This is a genomic window from Streptomyces sp. NPDC127092 (genome assembly GCF_042722475.1).
GTDB lineage: Bacteria > Actinomycetota > Actinomycetes > Streptomycetales > Streptomycetaceae > Streptomyces.
In genome coordinates this window covers 1-24,334 of record NZ_JBHXFE010000064.1, presented here as the reverse complement: position 1 = coordinate 24,334, position 24,334 = coordinate 1, and the positions used below count along the sequence as shown (strand labels likewise).

24 protein-coding genes are annotated in these 24,334 nt (G+C 73.3%); 10 read left to right on the top strand and 14 right to left on the bottom strand.

Going from position 1 to position 24,334, the window contains the following annotated elements; genetic code table 11:
• Positions 1-100: 100 nt before the first annotated feature.
• Positions 101-592, top strand: coding sequence for a VOC family protein (locus tag ACFWJO_RS34940; protein WP_386871835.1), 492 nt, complete (start codon positions 101-103; stop codon positions 590-592).
• A 17-nt stretch (positions 593-609) separates the two neighbouring features.
• Here the strand turns inward: ACFWJO_RS34940 and zapE are convergent, their stop codons facing one another.
• From zapE to ACFWJO_RS34920, 4 genes are all read right to left on the bottom strand, one after another.
• A complete protein-coding gene (gene zapE, locus ACFWJO_RS34935; protein WP_386871833.1) occupies positions 610-1,746 on the bottom strand; it encodes a cell division protein ZapE in 1,137 nt (378 codons plus the stop codon).
• On the bottom strand, positions 1,740-4,304 hold the full coding sequence (locus ACFWJO_RS34930; RefSeq protein ID WP_386871831.1) for a PEP/pyruvate-binding domain-containing protein: 2,565 nt from the start codon (positions 4,302-4,304) through the stop codon (positions 1,740-1,742). The genes zapE and ACFWJO_RS34930 overlap by 7 nt, the downstream gene beginning before the upstream one ends.
• A 108-nt stretch (positions 4,305-4,412) precedes the next feature.
• Positions 4,413-5,390 carry a helix-turn-helix domain-containing protein gene (locus tag ACFWJO_RS34925; protein WP_386871829.1) on the bottom strand — a complete coding sequence of 326 codons (978 nt, stop codon included), beginning with the start codon at positions 5,388-5,390 and terminating at the stop codon, positions 4,413-4,415.
• Between the two features lie 105 nt (positions 5,391-5,495).
• Positions 5,496-6,722, bottom strand: coding sequence for an acyl-CoA dehydrogenase family protein (locus ACFWJO_RS34920; RefSeq protein WP_386871827.1), 1,227 nt, complete (start codon positions 6,720-6,722; stop codon positions 5,496-5,498).
• Positions 6,723-6,908: 186 nt separating this feature from the next.
• Here ACFWJO_RS34920 and ACFWJO_RS34915 point away from each other — a divergent pair, with 186 nt between their 5' ends.
• A complete protein-coding gene (locus tag ACFWJO_RS34915; RefSeq protein WP_384419174.1) occupies positions 6,909-7,559 on the top strand; it encodes a TetR family transcriptional regulator in 651 nt (216 codons plus the stop codon).
• Positions 7,560-7,812: 253 nt separating this feature from the next.
• Here ACFWJO_RS34915 and def read toward each other — a convergent pair whose 3' ends face one another.
• Positions 7,813-8,373: a peptide deformylase gene (gene def, locus ACFWJO_RS34910; RefSeq protein ID WP_386871824.1), complete on the bottom strand. Its 561-nt coding sequence runs from the start codon at positions 8,371-8,373 to the stop codon at positions 7,813-7,815.
• 114 nt (positions 8,374-8,487) lie between these two features.
• Between def and ACFWJO_RS34905 the strand changes: the two genes are divergently transcribed.
• From ACFWJO_RS34905 to ACFWJO_RS34885, 5 genes are all read left to right on the top strand, one after another.
• Entirely contained in the window at positions 8,488-9,729 is a 1,242-nt protein-coding gene (locus tag ACFWJO_RS34905; RefSeq protein ID WP_384419180.1) for a MurT ligase domain-containing protein, read from the top strand.
• Positions 9,730-9,760: 31 nt separating this feature from the next.
• Positions 9,761-10,489, top strand: coding sequence for a type 1 glutamine amidotransferase (locus tag ACFWJO_RS34900; RefSeq protein ID WP_386871822.1), 729 nt, complete (start codon positions 9,761-9,763; stop codon positions 10,487-10,489).
• A 176-nt stretch (positions 10,490-10,665) separates the two neighbouring features.
• A complete protein-coding gene (locus tag ACFWJO_RS34895; RefSeq protein WP_386871821.1) occupies positions 10,666-11,694 on the top strand; it encodes a 6-phosphofructokinase in 1,029 nt (342 codons plus the stop codon).
• Positions 11,695-11,807: 113 nt separating this feature from the next.
• On the top strand, positions 11,808-12,758 hold the full coding sequence (locus ACFWJO_RS34890; protein ID WP_386871819.1) for a cytochrome c oxidase assembly protein: 951 nt from the start codon (positions 11,808-11,810) through the stop codon (positions 12,756-12,758).
• Positions 12,759-12,894: 136 nt separating this feature from the next.
• Positions 12,895-13,110 carry a hypothetical protein gene (locus tag ACFWJO_RS34885; RefSeq protein WP_386871853.1) on the top strand — a complete coding sequence of 72 codons (216 nt, stop codon included), beginning with the start codon at positions 12,895-12,897 and terminating at the stop codon, positions 13,108-13,110.
• A gap of 5 nt (positions 13,111-13,115) precedes the next feature.
• Here the strand turns inward: ACFWJO_RS34885 and ACFWJO_RS34880 are convergent, their stop codons facing one another.
• Positions 13,116-14,111 (bottom strand): DUF3048 domain-containing protein, encoded by a 996-nt coding sequence (locus tag ACFWJO_RS34880; RefSeq protein ID WP_386871818.1) that lies wholly within the window; start codon positions 14,109-14,111, stop codon positions 13,116-13,118.
• Between the two features lie 93 nt (positions 14,112-14,204).
• On the opposite strand from ACFWJO_RS34880, the gene ACFWJO_RS34875 reads away from it, so the two are divergent.
• Together ACFWJO_RS34875 and ACFWJO_RS34870 are read left to right on the top strand one after the other, a co-directional pair.
• On the top strand, positions 14,205-14,918 hold the full coding sequence (locus ACFWJO_RS34875; RefSeq protein WP_384419194.1) for a lysophospholipid acyltransferase family protein: 714 nt from the start codon (positions 14,205-14,207) through the stop codon (positions 14,916-14,918).
• A 64-nt stretch (positions 14,919-14,982) separates the two neighbouring features.
• Entirely contained in the window at positions 14,983-16,020 is a 1,038-nt protein-coding gene (locus tag ACFWJO_RS34870) for an NAD-dependent epimerase/dehydratase family protein (RefSeq protein ID WP_386871816.1), read from the top strand.
• Positions 16,021-16,098: 78 nt separating this feature from the next.
• Here ACFWJO_RS34870 and ACFWJO_RS34865 read toward each other — a convergent pair whose 3' ends face one another.
• The 8 genes from ACFWJO_RS34865 to ACFWJO_RS34830 form a co-directional block, all read right to left on the bottom strand.
• Positions 16,099-17,676, bottom strand: a complete 1,578-nt coding sequence (locus ACFWJO_RS34865; RefSeq protein WP_386871851.1) for an alpha/beta hydrolase — start codon at positions 17,674-17,676, stop codon at positions 16,099-16,101.
• A gap of 160 nt (positions 17,677-17,836) precedes the next feature.
• Positions 17,837-18,625 carry an urease accessory protein UreD gene (locus tag ACFWJO_RS34860; RefSeq protein ID WP_386871814.1) on the bottom strand — a complete coding sequence of 263 codons (789 nt, stop codon included), beginning with the start codon at positions 18,623-18,625 and terminating at the stop codon, positions 17,837-17,839.
• Positions 18,622-19,299, bottom strand: a complete 678-nt coding sequence (gene ureG, locus ACFWJO_RS34855) for an urease accessory protein UreG (protein ID WP_386871813.1) — start codon at positions 19,297-19,299, stop codon at positions 18,622-18,624. Before ureG ends, ACFWJO_RS34860 begins: the two co-directional genes overlap by 4 nt.
• A 34-nt stretch (positions 19,300-19,333) precedes the next feature.
• Positions 19,334-20,020 (bottom strand): urease accessory protein UreF, encoded by a 687-nt coding sequence (locus ACFWJO_RS34850; RefSeq protein WP_386871811.1) that lies wholly within the window; start codon positions 20,018-20,020, stop codon positions 19,334-19,336.
• A gap of 17 nt (positions 20,021-20,037) precedes the next feature.
• Positions 20,038-21,759, bottom strand: coding sequence for an urease subunit alpha (locus ACFWJO_RS34845; protein ID WP_386871810.1), 1,722 nt, complete (start codon positions 21,757-21,759; stop codon positions 20,038-20,040).
• A complete protein-coding gene (locus ACFWJO_RS34840; RefSeq protein ID WP_385689846.1) occupies positions 21,752-22,087 on the bottom strand; it encodes an urease subunit beta in 336 nt (111 codons plus the stop codon). The genes ACFWJO_RS34845 and ACFWJO_RS34840 overlap by 8 nt, the downstream gene beginning before the upstream one ends.
• A gap of 16 nt (positions 22,088-22,103) precedes the next feature.
• The gene (locus tag ACFWJO_RS34835) at positions 22,104-22,406 is read right to left on the bottom strand and encodes an urease subunit gamma (protein ID WP_384419212.1); all 303 of its coding nucleotides are present in this window, start codon (positions 22,404-22,406) and stop codon (positions 22,104-22,106) included.
• Positions 22,407-22,542: 136 nt separating this feature from the next.
• Positions 22,543-23,163 carry a TetR/AcrR family transcriptional regulator gene (locus tag ACFWJO_RS34830; protein WP_386871808.1) on the bottom strand — a complete coding sequence of 207 codons (621 nt, stop codon included), beginning with the start codon at positions 23,161-23,163 and terminating at the stop codon, positions 22,543-22,545.
• A gap of 108 nt (positions 23,164-23,271) precedes the next feature.
• Here ACFWJO_RS34830 and ACFWJO_RS34825 point away from each other — a divergent pair, with 108 nt between their 5' ends.
• The gene (locus tag ACFWJO_RS34825) at positions 23,272-24,264 is read left to right on the top strand and encodes an ABC transporter permease (RefSeq protein WP_386871806.1); all 993 of its coding nucleotides are present in this window, start codon (positions 23,272-23,274) and stop codon (positions 24,262-24,264) included.
• Positions 24,265-24,334 lie beyond the last annotated feature (70 nt).

Genomic DNA, 24,334 nt, shown 5'->3' with positions numbered 1-24,334 from the left:
ACGTGATGACCGGCCGGTAGGCGGCGCGTCGGGCCGCCGTGGGCCGTTGCCGGCCGGCGTCGCCGGGCCGTTGTCAGTGGTGTCTGGGAGGCTGTGCCGCATGGACGGAAACGCGGACGGAAGCGCGGACAGGCCCGAGATGATCCTGCAGCTCACGATCGACTGCGCCGAGCCGCAGCGCCTCGTGCCCTTCTGGGCGGAGGCCCTGCGGTACGTGCCGGAGCCGCCGCCGGAGGGCCATGCGGACTGGCAGTCGTACTGGCGGGCGATCGGCGTGCCCGAGGAGGAGCTGGGCGACGAGGCCGGGCTGCTTCCCGAGTCGATCGTGGACCCGAAGGGCACCGGCCCCCGGGTCTGGTTCCAGCAGGTGCCCGAGCCGAAGACCGGCAAGAACCGGCTGCACCTGGACCTGAAGGTCGGCGGCGGCAGGGCGGTGCCGCTCGCCGAGCGCCGGTCCCGGGTGGACGGCGAGGTGGCCCGGCTGACGGCGCTCGGCGCGTCCGTGCTGTACACGATGGACGAGCCGGACGGGATGGACTACTACGCGGTGGTGCTCCAGGACCCGGAGGGCAACGAGTTCTGCGTGGTGTGAGCCCGTCCGCCCGGCGGTCACGGCGTGCCCGCCGGGCGGCGGAGCATCGCGAGCCGGCTGGCGGTGCGGTCCAGGTCGCGCATGAGGTGCGTGCCGCCGGTGAGGTCCGCGAGCGGGTCGGCGCCGACGAGGACGAGCCGGACGTCGCGGTCGCAGCACACGTCGACCAGGTTGGCGAAGCGCCGGCGCGTGTCGGGCGTGCAGTCCGTGAGCGGCGGCACGCCGTCGAGCACCAGGGTGTCGAAGTGCTCGGCGAGGGCCAGGTAGTCGGGGACGGCGGTGGTGCCCTCGCACAGCACGTCGAAGCCGAGCCAGACGAGTCCGGCGCGGATCGCCCTGGCGGGCAGCGTGCGGCGGTGGACGGGGACGGGCGCGGCCTCGGCCGGGCGGGGGGCCGGGATTCCCAGGTCGAGCAGGGCGTCGTCCTCGTGGGTGAGGCAGGCGCCTTCGGCGAACCGGCGGGAGCCGTCGGCCCGTACCGCCTGCTGCTGCCGGTAGTCGGTGGGGCCTGACACGTCCAGGACGTCCATGCGGGCCTCGATCAGTTCGATCGTGGGCGCGAAGAGGTGGTGGTGCACCGGGTCGGGCAGGAGCCCGGCGGGCGGGTAGTTGGACGTGGTGACCAGCGTGACGCCCCGGTCGACGAGGGTGCGCAGCAGGCGGGCGACGAGCATCGCGTCGCCGGCGTCGTGCACGTGGAACTCGTCGAAGAACAGGACGCGGCAGTCGCCGAGCAGCGTGTCGAGGGAGCGTTCGACGGCGTTGTGCGGGCCGTCGGGCCGGTCCGACGACAGGGCGTCGCGGGAGACGCCGTCGTGGAGTTCGCGGAAGAAGTCGTGGAAGTGCAGCCGCCGTTTGCGGGAGCTCACCAGACCGTCGAAGAAGGTGTCGACGAGCCAGCTCTTGCCGCGCCCGACCGGACCCCAGAGGTAGAGGCCGCGCGCCGGCCGGTCGGGCCGGACGAGGCCGAAGGCCCGGGCCGGGCGGTGGAACAGGCCGTGGGGTTCGGCGAGTTCGCCGGCGAGCAGGGACAGTCGCTCGGCGGCGCGTTCCTGCGCCTCGCTGAGCGTGAAGCCGCAGTCTTCCGCCGAGCGCCGGAAGTGCGCGCGCATCTCCTGGCACGGGTCGCGCGGCTCGTGGTGGTGCCTCAGCACGGCTCGACCACCTCCACGGTGCCCCGGCCGCCGTCGACGCGGATGCGCTGGCCGGTCCTGATCCGGGTGGTCGCGTCGCCGCAGCCGACGACGGCGGGGATGCCGAGTTCACGGGCCACGATGGAGGAGTGGGACAGGTTGGCGCCGACGTCGGTGACGATCGCCGCGATCCGGGTGAACAGCGGTGTCCAGCCGATGTTGGTCACGGTCGTGACCAGGATCTCGCCGGGCCGCAGGGCCTCGCCCTCCTCGACGGTGGCCACGACGCGGGCCGGGCCCTCGACCACTCCGCCGGAGGCGGGCGAGCCGGTGACGGTGTCCGAGGGCGGTACGCGGTCGTGGGCGTCGAAGAGGTCGGCGCGGCGGTGCGGGTCGGCCGCCCAGCGCTGCGGGTCGAACTCGCCGCGGATCAGTGTCGGGTAGACGGGCAGCGAGCCGTACAGCTCGTGGGCCGCCCGGCGGGCGGGCACAGCCGTGAGCGGTGTCCCGTCGCCGCCGAGCAGCTGGAGGATCTCCTCCTCCGTGAGGAAGAACAGCGCGTCGCCGTGGCCGGTGAGCTCACCGGCGACGCGGACGAAGTCCCGCAGCAGCCAGAAGACCCGTGCGACCTCGGTGCGGGCGGCCTCGCGCAGCCGGGCGGAGGAGGCCCAGCGGTCGACGGCTCGGCGCATGGCGGCGACCCTCCGGGGATGGCGTTCGCCGAAGCGCCGCCACGCGGCCGTACGTGCCTCCTGCTGCCGGTCGAGCCGGACGCCGGCGGTCTCCTCGACGTCGCCGAGCGCGGCCAGGCGGCGGTCGATCCAGCCGGGTTCCTCGGCGGGGCGGGGGCGTGACACCTCGAACTCGTGGGGGCCGCGGTGGCCGTAGGCGCGGGTGTAGGCGGCCCGGTCCGTCTCGCCGCGGGCCAGCCGTTCCAGTCCGAGCAGCGGACCCATGCTGGCGAGCCGTCCCTCGTCGCCGAGGCCGGTGGTCATCAGGTCGGCGTCCGCCTCGCCGACGAGTCCGCGCAGGGTGGCACGGGCCTTGACGAGGGTGTCGCCGTCCCGGCGGGTGGCGGCCTGGAGCATGTGGCAGCAGAGCCGGAAGTACGGGGAGATCTCGTCGTCCCACAGCCGGGCGAGTTCGGCGGAGCTGCCGGCCGCGGCGACCCGCCCCCGGAGGTCCTCGCAGCGGCGGGGCGCCTCCTCGAGGAATCCGGGCAGCCGTCCGGCGTGGGCGCGGATCCTGCGGACGACGCCGATGGCCTCTCCCAGGGTGTCCCGCCACACCCGCAGTCTCCGGGCGGGCAGCAGCGGGATCTCGACGCCCTCGGGCAGCCGGCCGAAGACCATCTCGTTGGCCTGCGCGAACTTGGCGCCCTGCCCGAAGGCGGCGGCGAGGGTGGCGGTGACGGAGAGGTTCATGTAGAAGCGGCCGCCGATGTTGCCGTAGAGCGGGCGGCCTTCGAGGGTGGCGCCGACCATCACGTCGCCCATGAAGCGGCGGACGAAGGACCAGGTGGCGGGCGTCATCACGTCGGGGACGGCTTCGCCGAGGTTGGCGCTGGTCCACAGCGCGTCGACGCCGGTGCTGTCGTTCCAGACCTCGGGCGCGGGCGGGGCGGCGGCGGTGACCGGGCGGGCCTGGAGGATGTGCAGCCTTCCGCCCTCGCGGGCCCATTCGATGTCGCGGGGCTCGCCGTACAACTTCTCGATCCGCAGTCCGAGCAGGGCGAGGTCGACCGTCTCGGCGTCGGTCAGGACGGGCGCGTCCCGGCGGTCGGCGGGTACGGGTTCCTCCCGGGTGCCTTCGGGGACGGGGACGGTCATGACGTCCTTGGTGGCGACGTGCCGCTCGACGACGGCGAACGTCGTGCGGTCGACGACGGTCGTGTCGGGTGTCACCAGGCCGCCGACGACGGCCTCGCCGAGGCCCCAGGCGGCGTTGACGACCAGCCGGTCGGTGCGGCCGGAGAGCGGGTCGACCGTGAACATGACGCCGGCGGCGTCCGCGGCCACGAGTTCCTGCACCACGACGGCGAGCGCCACGTCCTCGTGGGCGATCCCGGCGCGCTCGCGGTAGGCGATGGCGCGGTCGGTCCACAGCGAGGCCCAGCAGTCGCGTACAGCGGCGAGCAGGGCGGTCTCGCCGCGGATGTTGAGGTAGGTGTCCTGCTGGCCGGCGAAGGAGAGGTCCGGCAGGTCCTCGGCGGTGGCGGAGGAGCGCACGGCGACCGTGGCGCCGGGTGTGCCGAGGGCTCCGTACGCCCCGAGGATCGCCTCCCGGAGGGCGGCGGGCGGTTCGGCCTCGGCGAAGTACGCGCGGACGCGGGGCCCCGGCTCCTCCTCGGAGAGGGCCTCGCGGATGCGCCGGTCGAGCCCGGCGCCGGTCACGAAGGCGCGGTAGGCCTCGGTCGTCACGTGGAAGCCGCCGGGAACCGGCAGTCCGGCCCTGGCGAGTTCCGCGAGCGCCGCTCCCTTGCCGCCGGCGGTCTCCAGCGTCGCCGCGGGATCCTCCAGGGCCAGCACGGCGGCCGCCCGTTCCCCGCGGTCCCCGGTGACGTCACGGACGACGTCCATGCTCTCCCCCTGCATCCGGATGTCGATCTTGTTCGGGCTCTGGGGAATCTACGGCCGCGCGGGCGGCGCGTCTGTGCACAGCGTGCGGGGATCCTCGACGATCCGTGCTCACGGCCGGTGCGCCACGGCCTCCCGCTGCTCGGTGGGCGTGATCCCGTAGGCCTGGCGGAAGGCCCTGCTGAACACGGTGGCGCTGGAGAAGCCCCAGCGGGCGGCGATGGCCTGGACGGGCTGTCCGAGGAGTTCGGGGCGGGTCAGCTCCTCGCGGGCGCGGGCGAGGCGGCCCTGGCGGATGCGGGCGGCGACGCTCTCCGGCTGGTCGCGGAAGAGGCCGTAGAGAGCCCGCAGGGACATGTTGTGGTGCTCGGCGACCGCTCTCGGGGTGAGGTCGGGGTCGCCGAGGTTGTGGTCGATGAACCGGGTGACCCGGTGCAGCATCTCCTGGGCGCGGGCCTCGGCGGGCGCCGCTTCGGGGGTGCCGAGCTGCCGCGCGAGGCAGGTGGTCGCCAGGTCCACGACGACGGACCCCATGGCCGCCCGGTCCGCGGGCGTGCACTCGGGGCCGTGGGCGAGCAGGCTGCGGAGGTGGCCGGCCAGGATCGCCGCCGGTCCGCGGTCGGCGGGTATGCCCCGCGCGAGGAGCCGGTCGAGCCGTTCGGGCCGGATCGCCAGGGCGGAGTGCGGGATCTGGAGCATGATCGCGTGGACGGGTCCGTCGGCGCTGTCGGTGACGTTCTCGTTGGGCCGCGAGGTGTCGAACAGCACCAGGCCGTTCTCGAAGGAGGACTCGTTGCCCCGCTGGGACGTCCGGTAGCGGCCGCGCGTGACCAGGATCAGCTGGTACTGCTCCGGGTCGCCCTGCCGTACGTGGGCCGCGGTGCGCCGGGCGCGTACGGGCGAGAAGGCGAAGGACGACAGCCGCACCGCCCCCAGCTCGACGTCCTGGATGGCGGCGTGGAAGTCCGCCGTGTGCGCGGAGCTGACGCTCACCGGCAGCAGGTCGTTGGTCACCGTCTCGCAGAACCAGTCGAACCGGTCCTGTCTCGGCACGGCCTCCGCCGTCGCCGGCCCGTCCGTCGTCCCCATGCGCTCCCCCCGGCTGTCACGTGGCATCGATTATCGGCCACGACCGGGGGAAGCCGCAGGTGACACGGCTGCACGGGGAGCGGGCCGTACGGGGAGCGGACGGGGCTACCGGATCGGCATGCCGGAGAGGGTGCGGGCGATCACCAGGCGCTGGATCTCGCTGGTGCCCTCGAAGATCGTGTAGATCGCCGCGTCGCGGTGCATCCGCTCCACCGGGTACTCGCGGGTGTAGCCGTTGCCGCCGAGGATCTGGATGGCCTGGGCGGTGACCTTCTTGGCGACCTCGCTCGCGTACAGCTTGGACATCGAGCCCTCGGCGGAGGTGAAGGGCTTGCCGGCGGTCGCCATCCAGGAGGCGCGCCAGACCAGCAGCCGGGCCGCGTCGATCTGGGTGCGCATGTCGGCGAGCTGGAAGGCGACGCCCTGGTTGTCGATGATCGGGCGGCCGAACTGCTCGCGGGTCTTCGCGTAGTCGAGGGCGACCTCGTACGCGGCGCGGGCGGTGCCGACGGCCATGGCGCCGACGGCGGGGCGGGAGGCCTCGAAGGTGGCCATGGCGGCGTTCTTCACCCGCTCGCCGCCGTTCTTCGCGCGCTCGCGGGCGCGGGCCAGGCGCTCGTCGAGCTTCTCCTTGCCGCCGAGGAGGCAGTGGCCGGGGACGCGGACGTTCTCCAGGACGACCTCGGCGGTGTGCGAGGCCCGGATGCCGTGCTTCTGGAACTTCTGGCCCTGGGAGAGGCCGGGCGTGTTCGGCGGCACGATGAAGGAGGCGTGGCCCTTGGAGCCGAGCTCGGGGTCGACGACGGCGACGACGACGTGGACGTTGGCGATGCCGCCGTTGGTCGCCCAGGTCTTGGTGCCGTTGATCACCCACTCGTCCTTGGCCTCGTCGTAGACGGCGCGGGTGCGCATCGAGGCCACGTCGGATCCGGCGTCGGGCTCGGAGGAGCAGAAGGCGGCGACCTTGACGTCGTCGGCGTCGCCGTACATCTGCGGGACCCAGGTGCCGATCTGCTCCTCGGTACCGTTGGCGAGGACGCCGACGGCGGCGAGACCGGTGCCCACGATCGAGAGGGCGATGCCGGCGTCGCCCCAGAAGAGCTCCTCCATGGTCATCGGGATGCCGAGACCCGTCGGGTCGAAGAACTGCTGGGCGTAGAAGTCGAGGGAGTAGATTCCGAGCTTGGCGGCTTCCTGGATGATCGGCCAGGGGGTCTCCTCACGCTCGTCCCACTCGGCGGCCGCGGGGCGCATCACGTCGGCGGCGAAGCCGTGGAGCCAGTCGCGCACCTGCTTCTGGTCGTCGTTGAGTTCGAGCGTGAACTCGGCCATGGTTCCCTCCGGCGGTGTGTTACTTGCGGTAACAGCAGTCTGTTACCGGTGGGTAGGGGCTGTCAACCAGCAGCGGAACGCTTCCTGGCGCTCGACCGGCGGACGACGGCCGGACGGCACCGGGTGCCGTCCGGGTGTTACGTTGCGACAGCCTCAGGAATTTCGTACGGGCGGGGAGACACGCTTATGGACACCACACACCGGGCCACCACCGACCAGCAGAAGCCGGCCGACCAGCGGCGCCGCGAACTGCTGGAGGCGGCGGACCGCGTGGTGCTCCGCGACGGCCCCAAGGCCTCCATGAACGCGATCGCCGCCGAGGCGGGGATTACCAAGCCGATCCTCTACCGCCACTTCGGCGACAAGGGCGGCCTCTACCGGGCGCTCGCCACCCGCCACACCGACGCCCTGCTCTCGGCACTGCGGGCCGCGCTCGACGCGCCCGCGGACCGGCGCCGGCGGGTCGAGTCCACCCTCGACACGTATCTGGCCTCCATCGAGGCGATGCCGCAGGTGTACCGCTTCCTGATGCATCCCGCCGAGGAGTCCCACCAGTCCGAGCAGGGCTTCGACGTCGGCCGGCACTCCGCGCCGCTGCTGCGCCGCATGGGCGAGGAGCTTGGCCAGGTCATCGCCGAGCGCATCGACCTCGGCCCGGGCGGCGAGGCCCAGGCCCGCATCTGGGGCCACGGCATCGTCGGCATGATGCACGCGGCGGGCGACTGGTGGCTGGGCGAACGCCCCTGCTCACGACAGGAGTTGGTGCGCGCCCTCGCGGACGTCCTGTGGGGCCGCCTGGCCCAGGCCCAGGACCGCCCGGACGGCCCGGGCTTCTGACGGGACTTCCGGGGAGGGTGCCGGTTCAGACCGGGGCTCTGCCCGGGGTCTGCCCGGGTCTGCCCGGCGTCCGGCCGGATCCCGCCGGGATCCGGCCGGGATTTCCGCTCGCGGTTCCGGGGCTCGGAGCTCGGCGGTTCCGGGCGCTCGGAGCTCGGCTGGGCAGGCGCCCGGCAGCCCCTGGTCCCGCCGGTTCCGGCGCTCGGAGAACACGCGCCCGGCAGCCCCGGGGTCCCGGGGCCGGGCCCCCGGGTCAGCCCTCCAGTACCGCCGCGCCGCTCCCCCATCGCTCCTTGCGGATCGCCCGCAGCAGGCGCCGCCGGCCCCACCCCGTGACGTGGTCCGCGTACACCCGGCCCTCCAGGTGGTCGCACTCGTGCTGGAGGCAGCGGGCGAAGAAGCCCGTGCCCTCGATGCGGACCGGGCTGCCGTCGAGGCGGACGCCCTCGACCACCGCGCGGTCGAAGCGCGGGGTCGGCGCCTCGAGGCCCGGCAGGGACAGACAGCCCTCCGGGCCGCGGATCACGTCGCCGTCCGCCTCGACGAGGCGTGGGTTCACCACGTGGCCCAGGTGCCGGACGTCCTCGTCGTCCGGGCAGTCGTAGACGAAGACCCGCAGCCCCGTGCCCACCTGGTTCGCGGCGAGGCCGACGCCATTGGCCGCGTACATCGTCGCGAACATGTCCTCGACGAGCCGGGCGAGCCCGGGGCCGAAGTCGGTGACGGTCTCGCAGGGGGTGTGCAGCACGGGGTCGCCGAGCAGGGTCATCGCTCGGACGTGGCCGGAACTGCCGGGGATCGGGCGGTTTCGCATGGGCGCAAGGGTACGTTCAGGGGTCAGGACGCCCCGGTGGTGGTGCCGCGGTTCGGGCTGCTGGCCGGATCTCGATAGGCTGAGCCCGGACCGACGCAAGGAGGAACAAGGACGATGTCAGGCAGCAACTCGGAGCCGCTGTCCGCGCGCGCCAAGCTGGCCGTGACGGCGGGCAAGGCCGCCGCAGCCGTGTCGAGGGCGGCGGGGCGCGGCAGCGGATCGGTGATCGGCGGCCGGGTGGCGCTCAAGCTCGACCCCGATCTGCTGGGCGCGCTCGCGCAGCACCTGGACGTCGTGCTCGTGTCGGCGACCAACGGCAAGACCACCACGACCCGGCTGATCGCCGAGGCCCTGCGGGCCAGCGGTCCGGTCGTGTCCAACGCGCTCGGCGCCAACATGCCGGCCGGCATCACCTCCGCCCTCGCCGGCGGCTCGGACGCGAAGTACGGCGTGATCGAGGTCGACGAGAAGTACCTGGCCGGCGTCGCCCGGGACACCACTCCCAAGGCGATCGCCCTGCTCAACCTCTCCCGTGACCAGCTCGACCGCGCGGCCGAGACGCGGATGCTGGCCGAGAAGTGGCGCGAGGGCCTCAACGGCAGCAAGGCCGTCGTCATCGCCAACGCCGACGACCCGCTGATCGTCTGGGCCGCCTCCTCCTCCCCCAACGTGGTGTGGGTCGCCGTGGGCCAGGAGTGGAAGGACGACGCCTGGTCCTGCCCCGCCTGCGGCGGCGTGCTGCAGCGCCCGGGCGACGACTGGTTCTGCGGCGAGTGCGGCTTCCGCCGCCCCGCGCCGAGCTGGGCGCTCAACGGCGACCACGTGCTCGACCCGCACGGCTCGGCCTGGCCGATCCACCTCCAGCTGCCCGGCCGCGCCAACAAGGCGAACGCCGCCACCTCCGCCGCGGTCGCCGCGGTCTTCGGGGTGCCGCCGCAGGTCGCCCTGGAGCGCATGTACCAGGTGCAGGCCGTCGCCGGCCGCTACGACGTGGTGACCTTCCAGGGCCGGGAGCTGCGGCTGCTGCTCGCGAAGAACCCGGCGGGGTGGCTCGAAACGTTTTCCCTCATCGACCAGCCGCCGACGCCGGTGATCCTCTCCGTCAACGCCCGCGGCGCCGACGGCACCGACACCTCCTGGCTGTGGGACGTGGACTACGGCCGGCTCGCCGGCCACCCGATCATGGTGATCGGCGACCGCAAGCTGGACCTCGCGGTCCGGCTCGAGGTCGCGGGTGTGGACTTCCGGGTGTGCGAGACGCTCGACGAGGCCGTCACGGTGGCCCCGCCCGGGCAGATCGAGCTGATCGCGAACTACACCGCCTTCCAGGACGTCCGCCGCCGCGTGGGCAACTGACCCCGACACGACTCGCAGAAGGACGTGCAGCATGAGTGACAGCAGCCTGCGTGTGGTCTGGGTCTACCCGGACCTGCTCAGCACCTACGGCGACCAGGGCAACGTCCTCGTCGTCGAGCGCCGCGCCCAGCAGCGCGGTCTCAGCGTCGAGCGCCTCGACGTGCGCAGCGACCAGCCGGTCCCGACCTCCGGCGACATCTACCTGATCGGCGGCGGCGAGGACCGGCCGCAGCGGCTCGCGGCCGAGCGGCTGCTCCGCGACGGCGGTCTGAGCCGGGCCGCGTCCAACGGCGCGATCATCTTCTCGGTGTGCGCCGGCTACCAGATCCTGGGCCACGAGTTCGTCAACGACGTCGGCGAGCGCCAGGCCGGCCTCGGCCTGCTCGACGTGACCACGGTCCGCGGCGAGGGCGCCCGCTGCGTCGGCGACGTGCTCGCGGACATCGACCCGCAGCTGGGCCTGCCCCAGCTCACCGGGTTCGAGAACCACCAGGGCGTCACCCATCTCGGGCCGACCGCCCGGGCGTTCGCGCGGACCGTGTTCGGCAACGGCAACGGCACGGGCGACGGCACCGAGGGCGCGTACAACGACACCGTCTTCGGCACGTACATGCACGGCCCGGTGATGGCGCGGAACCCGCAGATCGCGGACCTGCTCCTGAAGCTGGCCCTCGACGTCAACGCGCTGCCGCCGACGGACGACCGCTGGTACGAGGCGCTGCGCGCCGAGCGCATCGCGGCGGCCACGCAGCCCGCCTGACGGCCCGACAGACTGCACGTCTGAGCGCGGCTACGCACATTGGATTCGTAAGTAAATACGGTGTCCAATCTGCGGACATTCGGTTCGGCCCCGCCACTCGGCACCGATAGGGTGGCGGGGATCCAGCCGGACGACGTGGTCCGGGAGTCGGCCCACGTTGCAAAGGTTTTTGGGCTATGCGCATTGGTGTGCTCACCTCCGGCGGAGACTGTCCCGGTCTGAACGCCGTCATCCGGTCCGTCGTGCACCGCGCCGTCGTCGACCACGGTGACGAGGTCATCGGCTTCCACGACGGCTGGAAGGGCCTCCTGGAGGCGGACTACCGGAAGCTGGACCTCGACGCGGTGGGCGGCATCCTCGCCCGCGGCGGCACCATCCTCGGCTCCTCCCGCGTCCAGCCCGCGCACCTCGTCGACGGCGTCGAGCGCGCCAAGGGCCACGTCGCCGACCTCGGCATCGACGCCATCATCCCGATCGGCGGCGAGGGCACGCTGAAGGCGGCGAACCTGCTCTCCGAGGCGGGGCTGCCGATCGTCGGCGTCCCGAAGACCATCGACAACGACATCGCCTCCACCGACGTCACCTTCGGCTTCGACACGGCCGTGACCGTGGCGACCGAGGCCCTCGACCGGCTGAAGACCACCGCCGAGTCCCACCAGCGCGTGCTGATCGTCGAGGTCATGGGCCGGCACACCGGCTGGATCGCGCTGCACTCCGGCATGGCGGCCGGCGCGCACGCCATCGTGGTGCCCGAGCGGCCCTTCGACATCGACGAGCTGACCGCCCGGGTCGGCGCCCGCTTCGAGGACGGCAAGCGCTTCGCGATCGTCGTGGTCGCCGAGGGCGCGAAGCCCCGCGAGGGCGGCTCGATGGACTTCAAGACCGCCGGCACCGACATCTACGGGCACGAGCGGTTCACCGGCGTGGCCAACCAGCTGTCCGTCGAGCTGGAGCGGCGCCTCGGCAAGGAGGCCCGCCCGGTGATCCTCGGCCACGTCCAGCGCGGCGGCACCCCGACCGCGTACGACCGGGTCCTCGCGACCCGCTTCGGCTGGCACGCGGTGGAGGCGGTGCACCGCGGCGAGTTCGGCATGCTGACGGCCCTGCGCGGCACCGACATCGAACTGGTCCCGCTGGCACGGGCGGTGGAGACCCTGAAGACGGTCCCGGCGGAGCGCTACGCCGAGGCGGAGAACGTGCTCTGACGAGCCTCCCGCGGGCTCGCCCCGCCACGAACCGCCCCCGGTCGCGATCGCGATCGGGGGCGGTTCTAGTCTGGTGCGGACAACAAGCGCGAATCGGGCTCCAGGAGTAACAGATGGATCACAGCGGGCACGGCATGACGATGGATCTGCCGCCGTTCACGCTGGGGCGGGCCCTGGAGTTCTCCCCCGACCTGTTCTTCCTCTTCGGCTGTCTCGCCGCGCTCGGCCTGTACGGCTGGGGCGTGACGCGGCTGCGCAGGCGCGGGGACGCCTGGCCGGTGAGCCGGACGGTGCTCTTCACCGTGGGCGTGCTGAGCATCGCGCTCGTGATGTGCACCGGGCTCAACGACTACGGCATGGTCATGTTCAGCGTGCACATGGTGCAGCACATGGTGATCTCCATGCTGTCGCCGATCCTGCTGCTGCTCGGTGCGCCGGTGACGCTGGCGCTGCGGGCGCTCCCGGTGGCCGGGCGCGGTTCGCTCGGCCCGCGCGAGCTGCTCCTCAAGCTGCTGCACAGCCGGTACATGCGGGTGGTCACGCACCCGGCGTTCACCATCTCGATGTTCATCGCGAGCCTCTACGGGCTCTACTTCACCCCGCTGTTCGACTTCCTGATGGAGTCGAAGACGGGCCACGTCGCGATGATGGTGCACTTCCTCATGGTGGGCCTGGTCTTCTTCTGGCCGATCATGGGCGTCGACCCGGGCCCGCACCGGCCGGGATACGTGATGCGGATGCTGGAGCTGTTCGCGGGCATGCCGTTCCACGCCTTCTTCGGCATCGCGATGATGATGGCGACCGAGCCGCTGGTGAAGGTGTACGAGAACCCGCCGGCCTCGCTCGGCATCGACGCGCTCTCGGACCAGAACGCGGCGGGCGGCATCGCCTGGGCGTTCAGCGAGATCCCGTCCGTGCTCGTGCTGATCGCGCTGGTCTACCAGTGGTACCACTCCGAGCAGCGGCAGGCGGTCCGCAAGGACCGGGCCGCGGACCGGGACGGCGACAAGGAGCTGGAGGCGTACAACGCGTACCTGGCCTCCCTCCAGGCGCGCGGCCGGTAGGACGGGCGCCTCTCTCCAGGCGCGCGGCCGGTAGGACGGGAGCTCACGCTCCGTACCGGCGCACGACCGGGGCGTCGCAGGTCTGGCGCGCGCCCCTCCTCCGGGGTCACGATGGGGCGGGGAGGAGGGCGGAGCGATGATGTCCGGTCCCACGAAGACGATGGGTGCGATCACCTTCGCGTCCCTGGTGCTGATCACCACGTACACGGTGGCGCTCGGCAGCAGCGGCTGGCTCTGGTTCGGCTGGGTGGTGCTCGGCGTGGCCACCATCGGCATGGCCGCCGCCGACGCTGGCGAGCCGCACCTCCGGCCGCCCAGGCCCCGGCGCCACCGGCCCCGGCCACAGCCCTAGGTCTCTCAGGTCCCGGTGAGCAGCACCCACACCTGGCCGGGCGCGAAGTTCAGCGGCGCGCCCGCCGGGGTGGTGAAGACGGTGCCGGAGTCCGCGTCGGGGCGGTTCCAGCGGGCCTCGTGGACCTTGCCGTCGCGCAGCACCTGCGCGCTGCCGGAGCCGGTGGTGACGGTGTACGGGGAGACGGCGCCCAGGAAGTCGTGGAAGCGGGAGGCCTTCAGGGTGACGTGCTGCACCACGACGGTGGCCGGTTTCAGCGGCCCGTCGGAGCGGCCGTCCATGGTGACCCGCCAGGCGTGCTCGGCGGGCGCCCAGGTGAAGGTGTAGCGGGTGGCGGGGAAGCGGACCGTACGGCTGTTGACGGGAGTGCCGTCCGCCGGGGCCGGGCCGAAGCGGAAGCCGATGTCCTTGGCGTGGGTGGCGTCGGGCGCGGCGGCGAGCGCGCGGGCGGGCCGCAGGTACAGGTTGTGCGGGGCGGCGCGGCCCGGATCGCGCCGGAAGGCGCCGGGGTCGCCGGCTTCGGTGACCAGGTGCAGCGGGGCGGCCTCCAGCAGTGGCGTGAGGGCGCTCTGGGCGCCGGAGTAGGCGAGGACCGGGCGGCCGAACTGCCGCAGCAGGGCGAGGTCGGACTCGCGGGCGCTGCGCACCGGGCCCACCCGGTCGGGGACCTTCGACGCGTAGACCGCCATGAGGCGGGTCTGGCCGGACTCGACCTGCTCGACGTAGACGAGGTCGGCGTCGGTGAGCCCGGTGTGCGGCCGGGCCGGCGGCACGTTGTCGATCTTGACGGCGAGCACCGGCCCGGAGCGGGCCGGCAGGCCGGTGAGCGGGGAGACACCGCCGGGGGGCGAGGTGGCGGGCGCGGGCGTCGGCGTCGGGGTCGGCGTGGGCTCCGACGGGCCCGAGCCGGAGCAGCCGTACAGACCGGCGGCCGTCACGGCGCACACCAGTGCGGCGGTGGCGGCTGCGCCGGGACGCCTGTGCCCGCGCGCGCCTGTCATCGGTCCCGCTCCTCCCCACCAGTGGACCACGGGCCCGGCCTTGGTTACAAAGGGCTTGCACGGGGCTTGTCGGGCGAGGGACGGGGGTTGCCGGTGTTCTACTACGTGCTCAAGTACGTGCTGCTCGGGCCGCTGCTGAAGGTGCTGTTCCGGCCGCGGGTGGAGGGTCTGGAGCACGTCCCGGAGGAGGGTGCGGCGATCGTCGCCGGCAACCACCTGTCGTTCTCCGACCACTTCCTGATGCCGGTGGTGCTGAGCCGGCGGATCACCTTCCTGGCGAAGCAGGAGTACTTCACCGGCCCGGGTCTGAAGGGCCGGCTGACGGCGGCGTTCTTCCGCAGCGCGGGCCAGATCCCGGTGGACCGCTCGGGCAAGGAGGCGGGGCAGGCGGCGATCCGCGAGGGGCTCGGGGTGCTCGCCAAGGACGAGCTGCTCGGCATCTACCCGGAGGGCACGCGGTCGCACGACGGCCGGCTGTACAAGGGCAAGGTGGGGGTGGCGGTGATGGCGCTCACGGCCGGGGTGAAGGTGGTGCCGTGCGCGATGCTGGGCACCTTCGAGATCCAGCCGCCGGGCCGGGTGCTGCCGCGGATCCGCCGGGTCACCATCCGCTTCGGCGAGCCGCTGGACTTCTCGCGGTACGCGGGGATGGAGGGCGAGAAGGCCGCGGTCCGCGCGGTCACGGACGAGATCATGTACGCGATCATGTCGCTGTCCGGGCAGGAGTACGTGGACGAGTACGCCGCGAAGGTGAAGGCGGCGGGAACCGCGCCGGGGCCTGAGAAGTTCCCGGAGGCGGAACGCTGACGGCGGATCCGCGCACGGCGAAAGGTCCTGGGCCGCCCGGCCCCCGGCCCGTAGCGTCCTGGCCATGACCAAGGGAAACGCGTTCGTGCTGGGAGCGACGGGACAGATCGGACGGGCGGCCGTGCGGGCGCTCGTCGCGGACGGCTGGGAGGTGACCGCCGCCTCGCGCCGGGGCGGCAGGGACGAGCGGTGGCCGGCGGAGGTCCGGTCGGTGGCGGTGGACCGTGACGAGGAAGGAGCGCTGTCGGCGGCGCTCGGCGCGGGCACGGACGTCCTGGTGGACGTCGTGGCCTACGACGCCGGGCACGGCCGGCAGCTGACGGGAATGGCGGACCGGATCGGTTCGGCGGTGGTGATCTCCAGCGGTGCGGTCTACGAGGACGACCAGGGGCGGAACTTCGACACGCAGGACGAGCCCGACGGCTTCCCGGAGTACCCGCTGCCGATCCCGGAGACCTGGCGGACGGTCGCGCCGGGCGACTCCTCGTACGGCACCCGGAAGGTGGCCCTGGAGCTGGAGCTGCTGAAGGCGGGCGAGAGGCTGCCGGCCACGGTGCTGCGGGCGGCGGCCGTGCACGGCCCGTACAGTCCGGGTCCGCGCGAACTGTGGTTCGTGAAGCGGGCGCTGGACGGGCGGCCGGTGCGAATCCTGGCGGAGGGCGGCCGGTCCGTCTTCCACCCGGTGCACGTGGACAACCTGGCCGAGCTGATCCGGCTGGCCGCGGCGAAGCCGGGGAGCCGCGTGCTCAACGGCGCCGACCCGGAGGCGCCGACGGTGGCGGAGATCGGCGCGGCGATCGACGCGGCGATGGGCGTGACCAGCGAGACGATCCTGTTCGAGGGGCCGCCGGGCGAGGACATGGTCGGGTGCACGCCGTGGACGACGCCGCATCCGGTGGTGGCGGACATGTCGGCGGCCGAGCGGGAGCTGGGCTACCGGGCGGTGGTGGGCTACGCGGAGTCGCTGCCCGGCACGATCGAGTTCCTGGCGTCGACGGTGGCGGAGCGGGACTGGCGGGAGGCCTTCCCGGGTCTGGTGAAGTACGGCGTGGACTTCTTCGACTACGCGGCCGAGGACGCCTGGCTGGCCGCGCGCGGCTGACCGGCCGTCCGGGAGGGCATCGGGCGCGGAGGGGCGGCCGCCGGAACCGGCGACCGCCCCTCCCCCGTGGTGCGGATGTTACGGCTTGGGCGTGGCGTGCGGCTCGCACGTCACGTCCTGGCTGTCCACCTCGCCGGTGAGCAGGTACGTCTCGACCCGCGGGTTGATGCAGGAGTTCGCGAGGTTGGTGACGCCGTGCGAGCCGGCGTTCTTCTCGGTGATCAGGCGCGAGCCCTTGAAGCGCTTGTGGAGCTCGACGGCGCCGGAGTACGGCGTCGCCGCGTCACGCTCGGCCTGGACGATGAGCACCGGCGGCAGGCCCTTGCCGGTCCTGACGTCGGTCGGCCGCTGACGCGGTGCGGACCAGGTGGCGCAGGGCAGGTTCATCCAGGCGTTGGACCAGGTCATGAAGGGGTACTGCTCGTGCAGCCGGGAGTTGTCCCGGTCCCACTTCTTCCAGCTGGTCGGCCACGGCGCGTCGGCGCACTCGACGGCGGTGTAGACGGCGTTGCCGTTCTCCGCGGCGATGTTGCCGGCGGTGTCGGTGAGGTCGGCGGCGGCCGAGTCGATCAGCGGCTGCGGGTCGCCCGCGGCGTAGGCGCTCCAGGCCTCGGCGACCGGGACCCACATGGAGTCGTAGTACGGGGCGTTCTGGAAGAAGGCGATGAGCTCGGCCGGGCCGACCTTGCCGCCGAGCGGCTCCTTCTTGGCGGCGGCGCGCAGGGTCGTCCACTGCTGCCGGACCTCGTCGTAGGTCTTGCCGAGGTGGAAGGCGTCGTCGTGCTGGGCGACCCAGGTCATCCAGTCCTTGAGGCGGCCCTCGAAGGCGATGTCCTGGTTGAGGTTGGCCCCGTACCAGATCTCCTTCTTCGACGGGTCGACCACGCTGTCGACGACCATGCGGCGCACGTGGGACGGGTACAGCGTGCCGTAGACGGCGCCGAGGTAGGTGCCGTAGGAGACGCCGACGAAGTTGAGCTTCTTCTCGCCGAGGGCGGCCCGGATGACGTCGAGGTCGCGGGCGGTGTTGCGGGTGGTCATGTACGGCAGCATGTCGCCGCTCTTCTCGGCGCAGCCCTTGGCGTACTCGGCGGCCAGCTTGCGCTGGGCGAGCTTGTCCGCCTCGCTGTCCGGGACCGGGTCGAGCTTGGGGCCCTTGACGAACTCGGTCGGGTCGACGCAGGAGATGGGCGCCGAGTGGCCGACGCCGCGCGGGTCGAAGCCGACGAAGTCGTAGGCCTTGGCGGTGTTCGCCCAGATCTTGTTGTGGGTGGTGACCCGGCGCGGGAAGCGCATGCCGGAGCCGCCGGGGCCGCCCGGGTTGTAGAGGAGCGCGCCCTGACGCTCGGCCGGGGTGCCGGTGGCGCCGATGCGGTCGACGGCGATCTTGATCTGCTTGCCGTCCGGCTTGGCGTAGTCGACGGGGACGGTGACCCAGCCGCACTGGATGGGCTTCTCCAGCCCCCAGTCGGCGGGGCAGTCCTGCCAGTCGATGCCGGCCTTCGCGGCCCGGGCGGCGGCGACGGAGGCGCCGCGCGCCTCGTCGTCGATGCCGTGGCGGCCCTGGGCGGCGGCGGTCGGCGCGGCCAGGGCGCCGGCTATGAGCGTGGCCGTGACCAGCGTGCCGGCAGAGCCGACCGCTGCGGTGCGTCGCAGGTGCAAGTGGTTCCTCCCCCTGGTGGGCGCCACCCCCGTGGCAGCGCCGTGGTCGTGGGTGTCCGGGGGATCCTTTCGTCAATGGGGCAGTGGTGAAAGGGCGTACAGGTGTTCTTTGCCGAACCGATAAGCGGTGACCCGTGTGCCGCTGAGCGGAGCCTCAGCGGCCGTCGGCGAGCAGGTCGAGTGCCTCGTCGAGGGCGCGGCGCAGGGCGAGGGCGTCGGGGGCGACGGCGGTGACGAGGGCGGCGGGCCCGGCGAGCGGGGCGAGCACCGCATGGTCGCCGATGAGTCGCGTTTCCACCGGTTTGCCCGTGTTGTCGGCGAAGTCCGGGTCGACGACCAGGAGTTGCCCGGTGGCGCGGTGTCCGGCGAGGACCGCGGGTCCGTCCCAGCCTCCGGGTGCGCCGGGGCCGTGGCCGATTTCCTGGTCGAGCAGGGGACGGCCGGCGCGGCGCACGGTGAGCCGGCTGACGAGGGTGCCGGGCTCCTCGGCGTGGCGGCCGAGGACCTGTTCCTCACGGAGCACGAGCCGTGCGGTGGGCGCGAGTTCGACGGTGGTGCGCATCCGCAGCGCGGATCCGGCGGCGCAGACGAGCTGTTCGGGCAGCCAGCGCAGCTCGGCGTCGGCGCCGACGGAGAGCCGCACGTCGTACGAGGCGGGCGCGCCGTCGGCGCCGGGCAGGGCGACGGTGGCGGCGGCGGAGTCGACCAGCAGCCGGGCCCCGTCGTCCACCTGCGCCTCCAGGGCGAGCCGGTCGCCGCCGAGCGGGGCGCTCATGGCGCCCACGACGGTGACCCGGGTGTACGGGCCGGTGGCGCGGGTGCGGCGCAGCGCGAACGGCCCGGCGCTCTCCAGGACCGGGAGCGAGCCGCCGGGGCCCGCGACGATCCTGGCGGTGGCGGTGACGCTCCGGCGGTCCGGCGCCACCGGGACGGCGAGGCTCATGCGGTCCATTCCGCGAGCCGGGCGCGGACCCAGTCCGCGACGGGACCGACGCCCTGCTCCGAGCGCAGCGAGGTGAAGGCGACGGGCAGCTCGCCGCGCTGCTCCTTGGCGTCGCGCGCCATGCGCTCCAGGTCGGAGCCGACGTACGGGGCGAGGTCGGTCTTGTTGACGACGAGCAGGTCGGCGGAGGTGACGCCGGGGCCGCCCTTGCGCGGGATGTCGTCGCCGCCGGCGACGTCGATGACGAAGATCTGGGCGTCGACGAGGCCCTTGGAGAAGGTCGCGGTGAGGTTGTCGCCGCCGGACTCGACGAGGACGAGGTCGAGCGGACCGACCGAGTCCTCCAGCTCCTCGACGGCTTCGAGGTTGGCGGAGATGTCGTCGCGGATCGCGGTGTGCGGGCAGGCCCCGGTCTCGACGGCCTGGATCCGCTCGGGCGGCAGGACGGCTTCGCGGAGCAGGAACTCGGCGTCCTCGCGGGTGTAGATGTCGTTGGTGACGACGGCGAGGGAGTACGTGTCGCGCAGTTCGCGGCAGAGCGCGGCGACGGTGGCGGTCTTGCCGGAGCCGACCGGACCGCCGAGCCCGATGCGCAGGGCGCGCCGGCTGCCGTCGGGCCGGCGGGCGTCGGCGGAGACGGCGGAGCCGTGGTCGTGGCCGTGGTCGAGGTGCATGGGTGGGCTCCTTGCGGGCTCGGGGGTGGGGGTCTTACGAGGCGAAGAGGCGGACGGGCCAGGCCGCGTGCTGCTCGGCGGTCAGGTCGAGCAGCGGCGCCGACGCGGCGGGCAGCGCGTCCAGGCCGCCGGCCGCGCCGTCGCCGAGCGCGGCGGCGGCCCGCTCGGCGGCGTGGGCGGCGATCTCGTCCATGGCGGGGGCCAGCCGTGCGAGCACGGCGGTGGCCTGGAACGGGTCGAGGCCGAGCAGGCGCACCGCGGCGGTCGCGGGGCCGCTCACCGTCTCGTACGCGACGCAGTGGGCGGCGTCCTCGGGGCCGAGTCCGGCGGCGCGGGCCGCGGTGCCGAGGACGGCCGGCTGATGGGCGCCGCGCGGGAACGCGGTGGCCAGCCGGTCGAGTTCCGGGCTCGGCCAGGTGGCGCGGGCGGCCCGCATCAGCTGCCGGCCGAGCCGGCGGCTCGCGGCGCGCAGGGCGGGCGAGGGCGTACGGGCGTCGGCGGCGGCGTCGAGCTCGAAGGGGTCGGCGCCGAGGGCGGCGGCCGCCGCGAGCGCGGCCGAGGTGAGGCCGGTGGTGTGCAGCCGGCCGCGGCAGAAGGCCGCCAGGTCGGCGGCGTCCTTCAGCCGGCCGGCCTTGACGGCGGCCTCGGCGCCGCCGGAGTGGGCGTGCCCGCCGGCGGGGAACCGCCCGTCGGCGAGCACCAGGAGTGCGGATCGGGTCATCTTCGCGTCTTCGCTGCTCAGAAGAGGAAGTAGCGCTGTGCCATGGGCAGCTCGGCGGCGGGGGCCGGTTCCACCCGTTCGCCGTCGATGGTCACCGAGAAGGTGTCGGCGTCGACCTCGACCCGGGGCACTGCATCGTTCTCGCGCATGTCGGCCTTGGTGATCCGCCGGGTGGATCCGATGGCGGTGAACTCCTTGTGCAGGCCGAGCTTGTGGGGCAGGTCGTCCTCGATCGCCGCCTCGGCGACGAAGTTGACGGAGCCGGCGGCGGCGGCCCGTCCGAGCGCGCCGAACATCGGCCGGGGCAGCACGGGCTGGGGCGTGGGGATGGAGGCGTTGGCGTCGCCCATCTGCGCGTACGCGATCTGGCCGCCCTTGAGGACGACGAGCGGCTTGACGCCGAAGAAGGCGGGCTCCCACAGCACCAGGTCGGCGAGCTTGCCGGGTTCGACGGAGCCGATGAGGTGGCCCATGCCCTGGGCGACGGCCGGGTTGATCGTGTACTTGGCGACGTAGCGCCGGACCCGGTGGTTGTCGGCCGTGCCGTCGCCCGGCAGGGCGCCGCGCCGCTTCTTCATCACGTGGGCGGTCTGCCAGGTGCGCATGACCACCTCGCCGATCCGTCCCATGGCCTGGGAGTCGGAGGAGATGATCGAGATGGCGCCGAGGTCGTGGAGCACGTCCTCGGCGGCGATCGTCGAGGGCCGGATGCGGGACTCGGCGAAGGCGAGGTCCTCCGGGACGGCGGGGTTGAGGTGGTGACAGACCATCAGCATGTCGAGGTGTTCCTCGACGGTGTTGACGGTGTGCGGCCGGGTCGGGTTGGTCGAGCTGGGCAGCACGTGCGGCTCGGAGACGACGGTGATGATGTCCGGCGCGTGCCCGCCGCCGGCGCCCTCGGTGTGGTACGCGTGGATGGTGCGGCCGGCGATGGCCGCGAGGGTGTCGCCGACGAAGCCGGCCTCGTTGAGGGTGTCGGTGTGGATGGCGAGCTGGGCGCCGGTCTCCTCGCAGACGTCCAGGCAGGCGTCGATGACGGCGGGCGTGGCGCCCCAGTCCTCGTGGATCTTGAACCCGAGGGCGCCGCCGCGCAGCTGGGATCGCATGGCGTCCCGGGACATGGTGTTGCCCTTGCCGAGCAGCCCGATGTTGACCGGGAAGGTGTCCAGGGCCTCGAACATCCGGGCCATGTGCCAGGGGCCGGGGGTGATGGTGGTGGCCTTGGTGCCCTCGGCGGGTCCGGTGCCGCCGCCGACGAGGGTGGTCACGCCTGTGGCGAGGGCCTGTTCGACGACGGTCGGCGAGATGAAGTGGACGTGGGCGTCGACGGCTCCGGCGGTGAGGATCCGGCCGTTGCCGACGATGACCTCGGTCTCGGGACCGATGACGAGGTCGGGATGGACGCCGTCCATGGTGTCGGGGTTGCCGGCCTTGCCGAGCGCGGTGATCCGGCCGTCGCGGATGCCGATGTCGGCCTTGACGATCCCCCAGTGGTCGATGACCACGGCGCCGGTGATCACGGTGTCGGGGGCGCCTTCGGCGCGGGTGGTGCGGGCCTGGCCCATCGACTCGCGGATGACCTTGCCGCCGCCGAACACGGCCTCCTCGCCGGCGCGCCCCGGGCCGCCGGAGCGGTCCTCCTCGATCTCGACGAGCAGATCGGTGTCGGCGAGCCGGACGCGGTCGCCGGTGGTGGGCCCGAACAGGTCGGCGTACACGGCGCGGTGCAGTTCAGGCACGGTCGCCTCCGTTCTGGTCCGTGTCGAGCGGACCGGCGGTCTCGCCGCGCAGGCCGGGCACGATCCGGCGGCCGGCGATCGGCACCAGCTCGACCTCGACGGGGATGCCGGGCTCGAAGCGCACGGCGGTGCCGGCGGCGATGTTCAGGCGCAGTCCGCGGGCGGCGGCCCGGTCGAAGTCGAGGCCGGGGTTGGCCTCGGCGAAGTGGTAGTGGGAGCCGACCTGGACGGGCCGGTCGGCGGCGTTCAGGACGGTGAGGCGGGTGACGGGGCGGCCCTCGTTGAGTGCCACGGGCCCGTCACCGTAAAGGATTTCTCCGGGGATCATCGCTGACGGCCCGCCTTCACACGATCGGGTCATGGACGGTGACGAGCTTGGTCCCGTCCGGGAAGGTGGCCTCGACCTGGACGTCGTGGATCATCTCGGGGATGCCGTCCATGACCTCCTCGCGGGTGAGCACCTTGCGGCCGGAGGCCATGAGCTCGGCGACGGTGCGGCCGTCGCGGGCGCCTTCGAGGACGTGCGAGGTGATGAGGGCGACGGCCTCGGGGTGGTTGAGCCGCACCCCGCGGGCCCGGCGCTTCTCGGCCACGTCGGCCGCGACATGGATGAGCAGACGTTCCTGCTCATGGGGGCTCAGTTGCACGCTTCCACCTCACTGTCGTCCACCGGGCGTCACCCGGACAGCAGCGGACCTTAGCGATCTTCAACATGCCGTTGAGCCACGGGAAGGGGCCGCCGGGTCAGACATTGCAGGTTAGGGCGGAAGTTTTTCCGGCTCGTTAACTCGGGCTTTGCGTCCGCATGGACATCAGGCCACGCAGCCCGTCCACCAGGATGTCGACGCTGACGTCCCCGAAGAGCGCCTGCTGGGCGATGAATCCCTGGGCGACGGCGATGAGGGTCCTGGCCACGTGGTCGGCGGAGACGTCGGCGGTCATCAGCCCGTTCGCGCGGTAGACGGCGACGAGCTCGGACCAGGCCTCGCGCATGCCGTCGTAGCCGGTCGCGAGGGCGGTGGCCAGCCGCTCGTCGCGCAGGGTCTCGCTCCAGACCTGGAGGATCAGCCGGCCGAAGGCCTGCCGGTCGGCGCCCGGGATCCGCTCCTCGAGGAAGAGCCGCAGCACCGCGCCGAGCAGCACGTCGGGCGTGGGCGGCGGCACGGTCTTCGACGCCTCCAGGAAGGCGCCGCGGATGCCGGCGAAGGCCTCGTCGGCGATGGCCGTGATCAGCTCGTCCTTGCCGCGGAAGTAGCGGTAGACGGCGCCGGCCGAGAGGCCCACCTCGGCCAGGACGTCCTGCATGGACGTCGCGTGGAAGCCGTTGCGGGCGAAGCAGCGGGCGGCGCCGTCGAGGATCTGCCGGCGGCGGGCGTCGAGGTGTTCCTGGGAGACACGGGCCATGGCGCCAAACGTAAAACGAATATTCATTCTTGACAAGCGCGACCCCTCGCAGGACAGTGGGCCCGAGACGTAAAACGAACGATCCTTCTCTTTGAATCGAGGTGGGCCATGTCCGCCACAGACACCCGGAAGACGCTCGCGGTCGTGCTGCTGATCCCCGCCGTCGTGGCCTTCGCCCTCTGGGCCTTCGCCTGGCCGGCCGCCCGTACCGCCCCGCGTGACCTGCCCGTCGGCGTCGCCGGGCCCGCCACCGCCGCGGCCGCCGTGGAGCAGCGCCTCGCGGCTCACGAGGGCGCGTTCGAGGTGCACCGTTACACGGACGAGGCCGCCGCCCGCGCCGCGATCGAGGACCGGTCCGTATACGGCGCCGTCGTGGTGACGCCCGAGGGTCCCCGGCTGCTGACCGCCTCCGCGGCGAGCCCCGTCGTCGCCGGGATGCTGCGCGAGGCCGTCGCCGCGCAGCTGCCGGCCGGCACCGCGCCCCAGGTCACCGATGTCGTACCGGCACCGGCCGCCGACCCGCGCGGCGCGGTCCTCGCGGCGGGCCTGCTGCCGCTCGGCCTGGCGGGCGCCGCCTCGAGTGCGGTCACCGCGCTGCTCGGACTGCGCGGCGGTCGTGCGGCGGCGGCCCTCATCGGTGCGGCGGCGCTGGCCGGCCTGGTCGGCGCGGCCCTCGCGGACAGCTGGCTCGGCGGCCTCACCGGCGCCTGGTGGGCGGAGGCCGGGGTGCTCTCGCTCGCCGTCCTCGCCGTCGGGGCGACCGTGGCCGGGCTCTCCGCGCTGATCGGGAGGGCGGGGCTCGCCCTCGGGGCCGTCCTGATGATCCTGCTCGGCAACCCCTCCTCCGGGGTCGCCACCGCGCCGGAACTGCTGCCCGCCCCGCTGGGCACGCTCGGCCAGTGGCTTCCGCCGGGCGCGGCGGGCACGGCGCTGCGCTCGGTGTCGTCCTTCGACGGCGCGGGCGCCGGGTCGGCGCTCCTGGTCCTGGCGGTGTGGGCGGCGGCCGGTCTGACCGCGGTGCTCGTCGGCGGGCGGCGCGCGACGGCCCGGGCGGCCGGCGCGGCCCCGGCCCCGGCCCCGCTGCCCGAGCCGGTCGGGTGAGCCGGCCCCCGAGCCGGTCGGGTGAGCCGGCCCCCGAGCCGGTCGGGTGAGCCGGAGGCCCGCCCCGAAC

Excerpts from the sequence above, each read along its gene's own strand:
- ACFWJO_RS34860 (WP_386871814.1), bottom strand. The coding sequence starts at position 18,625 with ATGAGCCTCGCCGTCCCGGTGGCGCCGGACCGCCGGAGCGTCACCGCC.
- ACFWJO_RS34880 (WP_386871818.1), bottom strand. The coding sequence starts at position 14,111 with ATGACAGGCGCGCGCGGGCACAGGCGTCCCGGCGCAGCCGCCACCGCC.
- ACFWJO_RS34925 (WP_386871829.1), bottom strand. The coding sequence starts at position 5,390 with ATGGGGACGACGGACGGGCCGGCGACGGCGGAGGCCGTGCCGAGACAG.
- ACFWJO_RS34920 (WP_386871827.1), bottom strand. The coding sequence starts at position 6,722 with ATGGCCGAGTTCACGCTCGAACTCAACGACGACCAGAAGCAGGTGCGC.
- ACFWJO_RS34900 (WP_386871822.1), top strand. The coding sequence starts at position 9,761 with ATGAGTGACAGCAGCCTGCGTGTGGTCTGGGTCTACCCGGACCTGCTC.
- ACFWJO_RS34940 (WP_386871835.1), top strand. The coding sequence starts at position 101 with ATGGACGGAAACGCGGACGGAAGCGCGGACAGGCCCGAGATGATCCTG.
- ACFWJO_RS34850 (WP_386871811.1), bottom strand. The coding sequence starts at position 20,020 with ATGACCCGATCCGCACTCCTGGTGCTCGCCGACGGGCGGTTCCCCGCC.
- ACFWJO_RS34890 (WP_386871819.1), top strand. The coding sequence starts at position 11,808 with ATGGATCACAGCGGGCACGGCATGACGATGGATCTGCCGCCGTTCACG.
- ACFWJO_RS34905 (WP_384419180.1), top strand. The coding sequence starts at position 8,488 with ATGTCAGGCAGCAACTCGGAGCCGCTGTCCGCGCGCGCCAAGCTGGCC.
- def (WP_386871824.1), bottom strand. The coding sequence starts at position 8,373 with ATGCGAAACCGCCCGATCCCCGGCAGTTCCGGCCACGTCCGAGCGATG.
- ACFWJO_RS34825 (WP_386871806.1), top strand. The coding sequence starts at position 23,272 with ATGTCCGCCACAGACACCCGGAAGACGCTCGCGGTCGTGCTGCTGATC.
- ACFWJO_RS34830 (WP_386871808.1), bottom strand. The coding sequence starts at position 23,163 with ATGGCCCGTGTCTCCCAGGAACACCTCGACGCCCGCCGCCGGCAGATC.
- ACFWJO_RS34915 (WP_384419174.1), top strand. The coding sequence starts at position 6,909 with ATGGACACCACACACCGGGCCACCACCGACCAGCAGAAGCCGGCCGAC.
- ACFWJO_RS34930 (WP_386871831.1), bottom strand. The coding sequence starts at position 4,304 with ATGGACGTCGTCCGTGACGTCACCGGGGACCGCGGGGAACGGGCGGCC.
- ureG (WP_386871813.1), bottom strand. The coding sequence starts at position 19,299 with ATGCACCTCGACCACGGCCACGACCACGGCTCCGCCGTCTCCGCCGAC.
- ACFWJO_RS34840 (WP_385689846.1), bottom strand. The coding sequence starts at position 22,087 with ATGATCCCCGGAGAAATCCTTTACGGTGACGGGCCCGTGGCACTCAAC.
- ACFWJO_RS34870 (WP_386871816.1), top strand. The coding sequence starts at position 14,983 with ATGACCAAGGGAAACGCGTTCGTGCTGGGAGCGACGGGACAGATCGGA.
- ACFWJO_RS34895 (WP_386871821.1), top strand. The coding sequence starts at position 10,666 with ATGCGCATTGGTGTGCTCACCTCCGGCGGAGACTGTCCCGGTCTGAAC.
- ACFWJO_RS34885 (WP_386871853.1), top strand. The coding sequence starts at position 12,895 with ATGATGTCCGGTCCCACGAAGACGATGGGTGCGATCACCTTCGCGTCC.